The organism is uncultured Oscillibacter sp., from assembly GCF_950073225.1.
Classification (GTDB): Bacteria; Bacillota; Clostridia; order Oscillospirales; family Oscillospiraceae; genus Oscillibacter.
Genome location: NZ_CATMPS010000066.1, coordinates 1 through 4,279, shown reverse-complemented (window position 1 = coordinate 4,279; position 4,279 = coordinate 1). Strand labels below are relative to the sequence as shown.

Sequence of the window (4,279 nt, the reverse complement as noted above, 5' to 3'; positions counted from 1 at the left end):
TGTCCACCATCATCGGGCATGTCTCCTCCGCCACCACGCTGAACATCTATACCCATATCACCGGCGAGATGCAGCGGAACGCGGCTCGAAATATTGACCAGGGCATCGCCGGGGTGGAGGTACAGGAGCAGGATGAAACGGAGCGGGAGGAAACTGCTCCTCCAGTACAGTTCACCCCCTACCGCCCTCCTCACCGCAGGCCGGGGACGGGCTGCATCAGCCAAATCAATGACCACCTGTGGGAGGGCCGCTACTCGCCCAAGTGGATCGACGGCAAAAAGCACGCCCGCAACATCTACGCCCACACCCGCGAGGAGTGCGAGGAAAAGCTGGCAGCGCTGATCGTTCAGATGAAACGGGAACTGGCAGAGCTGAAAGCGGCACAGGCGGCGAGAATGTCCTCCAGATATTGAGGTGCCATTACCAAAGATAGGACAGCGGATCAAGGTGATTTGCTGTCCTTTTCTGAGGCAGGGGCAATTTGTGCAGATGGAGTCTGCATAAATTCTTTTCTTCTTGATAAACGACCGATGCCGTGATATGCTTGGTTTGTTCATTCAGATTTGATGGGGGTGAAGTCGTGGAGGAGCAGCGATTTACAAAACGGGATTGGACCCTTTTCCGCAGTAAAATCGGCAGCTGGCAGGAGGCCTGCATGGGCAGGCTATGCGATGAATACATAGAACTGCTGAGCGGCGATGGTGATCCGTCAGAAAAATTCTGGAAGCTGGATAAGCGGATAAGAAGTGACAAAAGAAATCCAGGCGTCCAGCTAGAAATGACCCGGACAAATTTTATCTACAACATCATTGCGCTTATCAACAATGATGTAGTCAGCATAGAAGGTTTGGAAGATTTCAGTGATGAGCTGAAGGGAGCTGTAAACGCCTTTCTTGAGCGGCAAACCTGGGACTATTCAGATGAAGCGTAACTTCAGGCCGCTGAGTGCGAGTTGGATCGCTCCTATTGGAACAAAAAATTAAAAGGGAGTTTTATTGGACACCTCCTGTTGTAAGCTGGAAACACAATACAAGACACCATGCCAAAAGGAGGATTCTGTATGAAGCGGAAAATTGGTTTTTGGAATGAGATTCAAGGAGATGCCGACAATATCACTTGCCCTAAGGATGAGGCTCCAGTCTCCTCACCGAAAAAATCTCTGGTTCAGGTCTATTTCCCCAAGCGAGGAATGAACCTGTCCTACTACAACGACCGGTTCGACCTCCAGGTGGGAGATACCGTCTATGTGGACGGCAAGCTGGAGGGCCTGCGGGGGCGTGTGACCGCTGTAAACTACAGCTTTAAGATCAAGCTCTCCGATTACAAGCGGGTGATCGCTGTGGCGGATACCCACATCTCTGGAGAACTCCGCATGGCCGGCTCCCACCTGGTATCCTTTGACCCCCAGACGATTCCCTATGAGAAAATTATCACCTGGTTCAAGGCCCCGGACAAAGAGGATGACGTCTATGTGTCCGGCAGTGATGACCACAGCTTTCGGCTGGACGACCTCAGCGGAATGAAGGTCACCAGCGCCATTGCGGAGCGTGGACACGACTACTATACAGAGAACCGGGTGGTCTACCTCTGCATTGACCGTGGCCATGGACGGGGGATCGTGGAAGGAACTTCCCCTTATGAGATCGAGTTTGATTACGGCGGCGGCGAAATCAAAAATCTCACCTGCAGCTGTTATTGCGGCTATCCCTGCAAGCACACCTTTGCCGCCATGCTCCAGCTGCGGGAGACGCTGAAGCTATTGGAAGAGAAGGACGGTTTCGATTGGAATGAGGGCGGTTACGCTGCGGCGATCAGTCAAGGTGCCTTTTTCTCTTTTGCCGTGGATGGAAAAACGACCGGCAGCTTCGTGTTTCGATAGTCTCACACACAGCAAAGGTTGAGGCGCTATAGACAAAGAATAGGACGGCGGGCCAAAGTAACAGCCCGCCGCCCGAAAATTTTCTGAAACCCGTCTGTGGTATTTCTGTGGTCAAAAGAAAAATCACCCCAGTTTTCACTGAGGTGATTTCTTATTTGGTGGACTCGAAGGGGATCGAACCCTCGACCTCTGCGATGCGAACGCAGCGCTCTCCCAGCTGAGCTACGAGCCCAAATCGGCACTTTTTATGCGGAAAAAGTTGTGGAATTTGGATTTCTAAAATATGCGCTTTTTAGGAAAAACCAACGGATTGGACTGAAAAACGGGGCCACAAACCTGGGTCGGATGTGTCTCGCTATGGATGCGAACGCAGCGCTCTCCCAGCTGAGCTACGAGCCCAAATCGGCACTTTTCGTGCGAAAAAAGTTGTGAATTTTGGGTTTCTCAAATATTCGATTTTCAGCGGAAAGTCCAACAAATCGGACAGGAAAACGGGGAACGGAAAATCGGGTCGGATGTGTCTCACTATGGATGCGAACCGAACGCTCTCCCAACTGAGCTACAGGCCCAAATACGATAACAAAAGATAGGTCATGAGAAAAGCCTTGGAAGCTGAAGTTCCAAGGCTTTTCTCTGTCCTGGTGGAGATAAGCGGGATCGAACCGCTGACCTCTTGAATGCCATTCAAGCGCTCTCCCAGCTGAGCTATACCCCCAGGTGTTCCGCATCAGAACAGTGATTATAATAGCAAAGACCGCCCGAAATGTCAAGGGGATATTTAAGAAATTTCAAAAAATTTTTCCAGGCCGGAAACGGGGCGGGGAAACCCCCGCCCCGCCGCCTCAGCGCATGTCGCGGGCCACGCTGTCCACCGCCTGGTCCACCGCCGTGCCCAGCTTGTGGATTCCTTGATCCACCTGCTTCTTCACGGTCCGGCGGCTGCTCTGGGGGGCCATCATCCCCGCCACCGCGCCGGCGGCCATGCCGGCGCCGATGCCCAGGAAAAACCCGGTGCTCTTCTTCATCTTCATTCACTCCTTTTCCGTGCCCCCACAGTTTGCCCGCCGGGAACGAAAAAATCCCCCGGACCATTTGCCAAAGCCCGCCAAACGCGGTATACTATGGAAAATCAATTTTTCCGGGAGGAACCGCCATGACCATCATCTACCTCATCCGCCACGCCGAGGCGGAGGGCAACCTCTACCGCATCGCCCAGGGCCAGCACGAAAGCAGCCTCACCGACCGGGGCTGGCGGCAGGTCCGGGCCCTGGAGCGCCGCTTTGCGGACATCCGCATCGACGCGGTTTACGCCAGCGACCTCTACCGCACCCGGGCCACCGCCACGGCCATCTACCGCTCCCACGGCCTGCCCCTCCACCGCTGCCCGGGTCTCCGGGAAATCTGCGTGGGGGACTGGGAGGGCCGGACCTGGGGGGACATCGCCCGCTCCGCGCCGGAGGCCATGGCGGACTTCGGCAGCCGCATGGACCGCTGGTCCATCCCCGGGGCGGAGACCCCGGCGGAGGTGCTGGCCCGGGTCAAGGCCGCCGTGGAGGACATTGCCCGGGCGAACCCCGGGAAAACCCTGGCCCTCTTCTCCCACGGCTACGCCATCCGCCTCCTGCTGGCGAACCTCCAGGGTATCTCCCTGCGGGACACCGGGGAGAAGTCCCCCACCGGGGACAACACCGCCGTGTCCCTGCTGGAGTGGGACGGGGAAGCCCTCCGGGTGGTGTGGCAAAACGACAACCGCCACTTAAAGGACCCTGCATACCTGGCGGGGGAGAAGCCCGGCCGGGCCAAGCGGGCCTTCGCCCTGGAGCCGGGGCTGTGGTTCCGTCCTCTGGAGGGCCCGGAGGCCGCGGAGCGCCTGGCCGCCGCCTGGGCGGAGGCGGGCGAGCAAGGGCCCGTCCCCTCCGCTTCCTTAACCCTGGAGGGCCTTTTGAACGAAGAGCCCGCGGGCCTTCTTCACCTGGCCCCGGAGACGGGGCAGATTCACCTGACCTACATCCGCCCGGACTGCCGGAGGCGGGGCCTGGGCGTCCAGCTCCTGGGCCAGGCGGTGCAGTACACCCGGGCCCAGGGCGGGGAAACGCTGTCCGCCGCCGCGGCCCCCGGCACTCCGGGGGAGGCGTACCTCCGGGACTGCGGCTTTGTCCCCCAGGGGGAGGCGGAGGGACGCCGCCTCTGGCAAAAGCCCATCAGCTTTGACCCCTCGATTTAAAGAACGCGCTAAGACTTTGTAAATTCCTTGTCCGCCCGCCAAATTCCGGCGGAAATGTCAAGAGTAAATGCGAAAAAAATATAAAATTTTTTGAGCGGGTCAAATCAGGGCGGCGACGCACTCCCTGAACAACATTTCAGACGTTTTCCACCCCAATATTTTACGCGGATAGTTGT

The 4,279-nt window shown here is 57.1% G+C and carries 4 protein-coding genes, 2 tRNA genes and 1 pseudogene; 4 read left to right on the top strand and 3 right to left on the bottom strand.

Annotation, left to right across the window (positions count from 1 at the left end; all coding sequences use genetic code 11):
- From Q1M04_RS15945 to Q1M04_RS15935, 3 genes and pseudogenes are all read left to right on the top strand, one after another.
- Window positions 1–413, top strand: a pseudogene (locus Q1M04_RS15945) (site-specific integrase); the annotation flags it as partial.
- Between the two features lie 167 nt (window positions 414–580).
- The gene (locus tag Q1M04_RS15940; protein WP_300347387.1) at window positions 581–931 is read left to right on the top strand and encodes a hypothetical protein; all 351 of its coding nucleotides are present in this window, start codon (window positions 581–583) and stop codon (window positions 929–931) included.
- A 129-nt stretch (window positions 932–1,060) separates the two neighbouring features.
- Complete coding sequence (locus Q1M04_RS15935; RefSeq protein ID WP_300347389.1) at window positions 1,061–1,879, top strand: SWIM zinc finger domain-containing protein; 819 nt, start codon at window positions 1,061–1,063, stop codon at window positions 1,877–1,879.
- Window positions 1,880–2,035: 156 nt separating this feature from the next.
- Here the strand turns inward: Q1M04_RS15935 and Q1M04_RS15930 are convergent.
- The 3 genes from Q1M04_RS15930 to Q1M04_RS15920 form a co-directional block, all read right to left on the bottom strand.
- Window positions 2,036–2,111 (bottom strand) — tRNA-Ala (locus Q1M04_RS15930).
- 407 nt (window positions 2,112–2,518) lie between these two features.
- Window positions 2,519–2,594 (bottom strand) — tRNA-Ala (locus Q1M04_RS15925).
- A gap of 127 nt (window positions 2,595–2,721) precedes the next feature.
- The gene (locus tag Q1M04_RS15920; protein ID WP_204790546.1) at window positions 2,722–2,904 is read right to left on the bottom strand and encodes a hypothetical protein; all 183 of its coding nucleotides are present in this window, start codon (window positions 2,902–2,904) and stop codon (window positions 2,722–2,724) included.
- Between the two features lie 128 nt (window positions 2,905–3,032).
- Between Q1M04_RS15920 and Q1M04_RS15915 the strand changes: the two genes are divergently transcribed.
- On the top strand, window positions 3,033–4,103 hold the full coding sequence (locus tag Q1M04_RS15915; protein WP_204790544.1) for a bifunctional histidine phosphatase family protein/GNAT family N-acetyltransferase: 1,071 nt from the start codon (window positions 3,033–3,035) through the stop codon (window positions 4,101–4,103).
- Window positions 4,104–4,279 lie beyond the last annotated feature (176 nt).

What these genes read in the sequence shown, in the direction of transcription:
- Q1M04_RS15915 (WP_204790544.1), top strand. Translation starts at nt 3,033, where the DNA reads ATGACCATCATCTACCTCATCCGCCACGCCGAGGCGGAGGGCAACCTC.
- Q1M04_RS15935 (WP_300347389.1), top strand. Translation starts at nt 1,061, where the DNA reads ATGAAGCGGAAAATTGGTTTTTGGAATGAGATTCAAGGAGATGCCGAC.
- Q1M04_RS15920 (WP_204790546.1), bottom strand. Translation starts at nt 2,904, where the DNA reads ATGAAGAAGAGCACCGGGTTTTTCCTGGGCATCGGCGCCGGCATGGCC.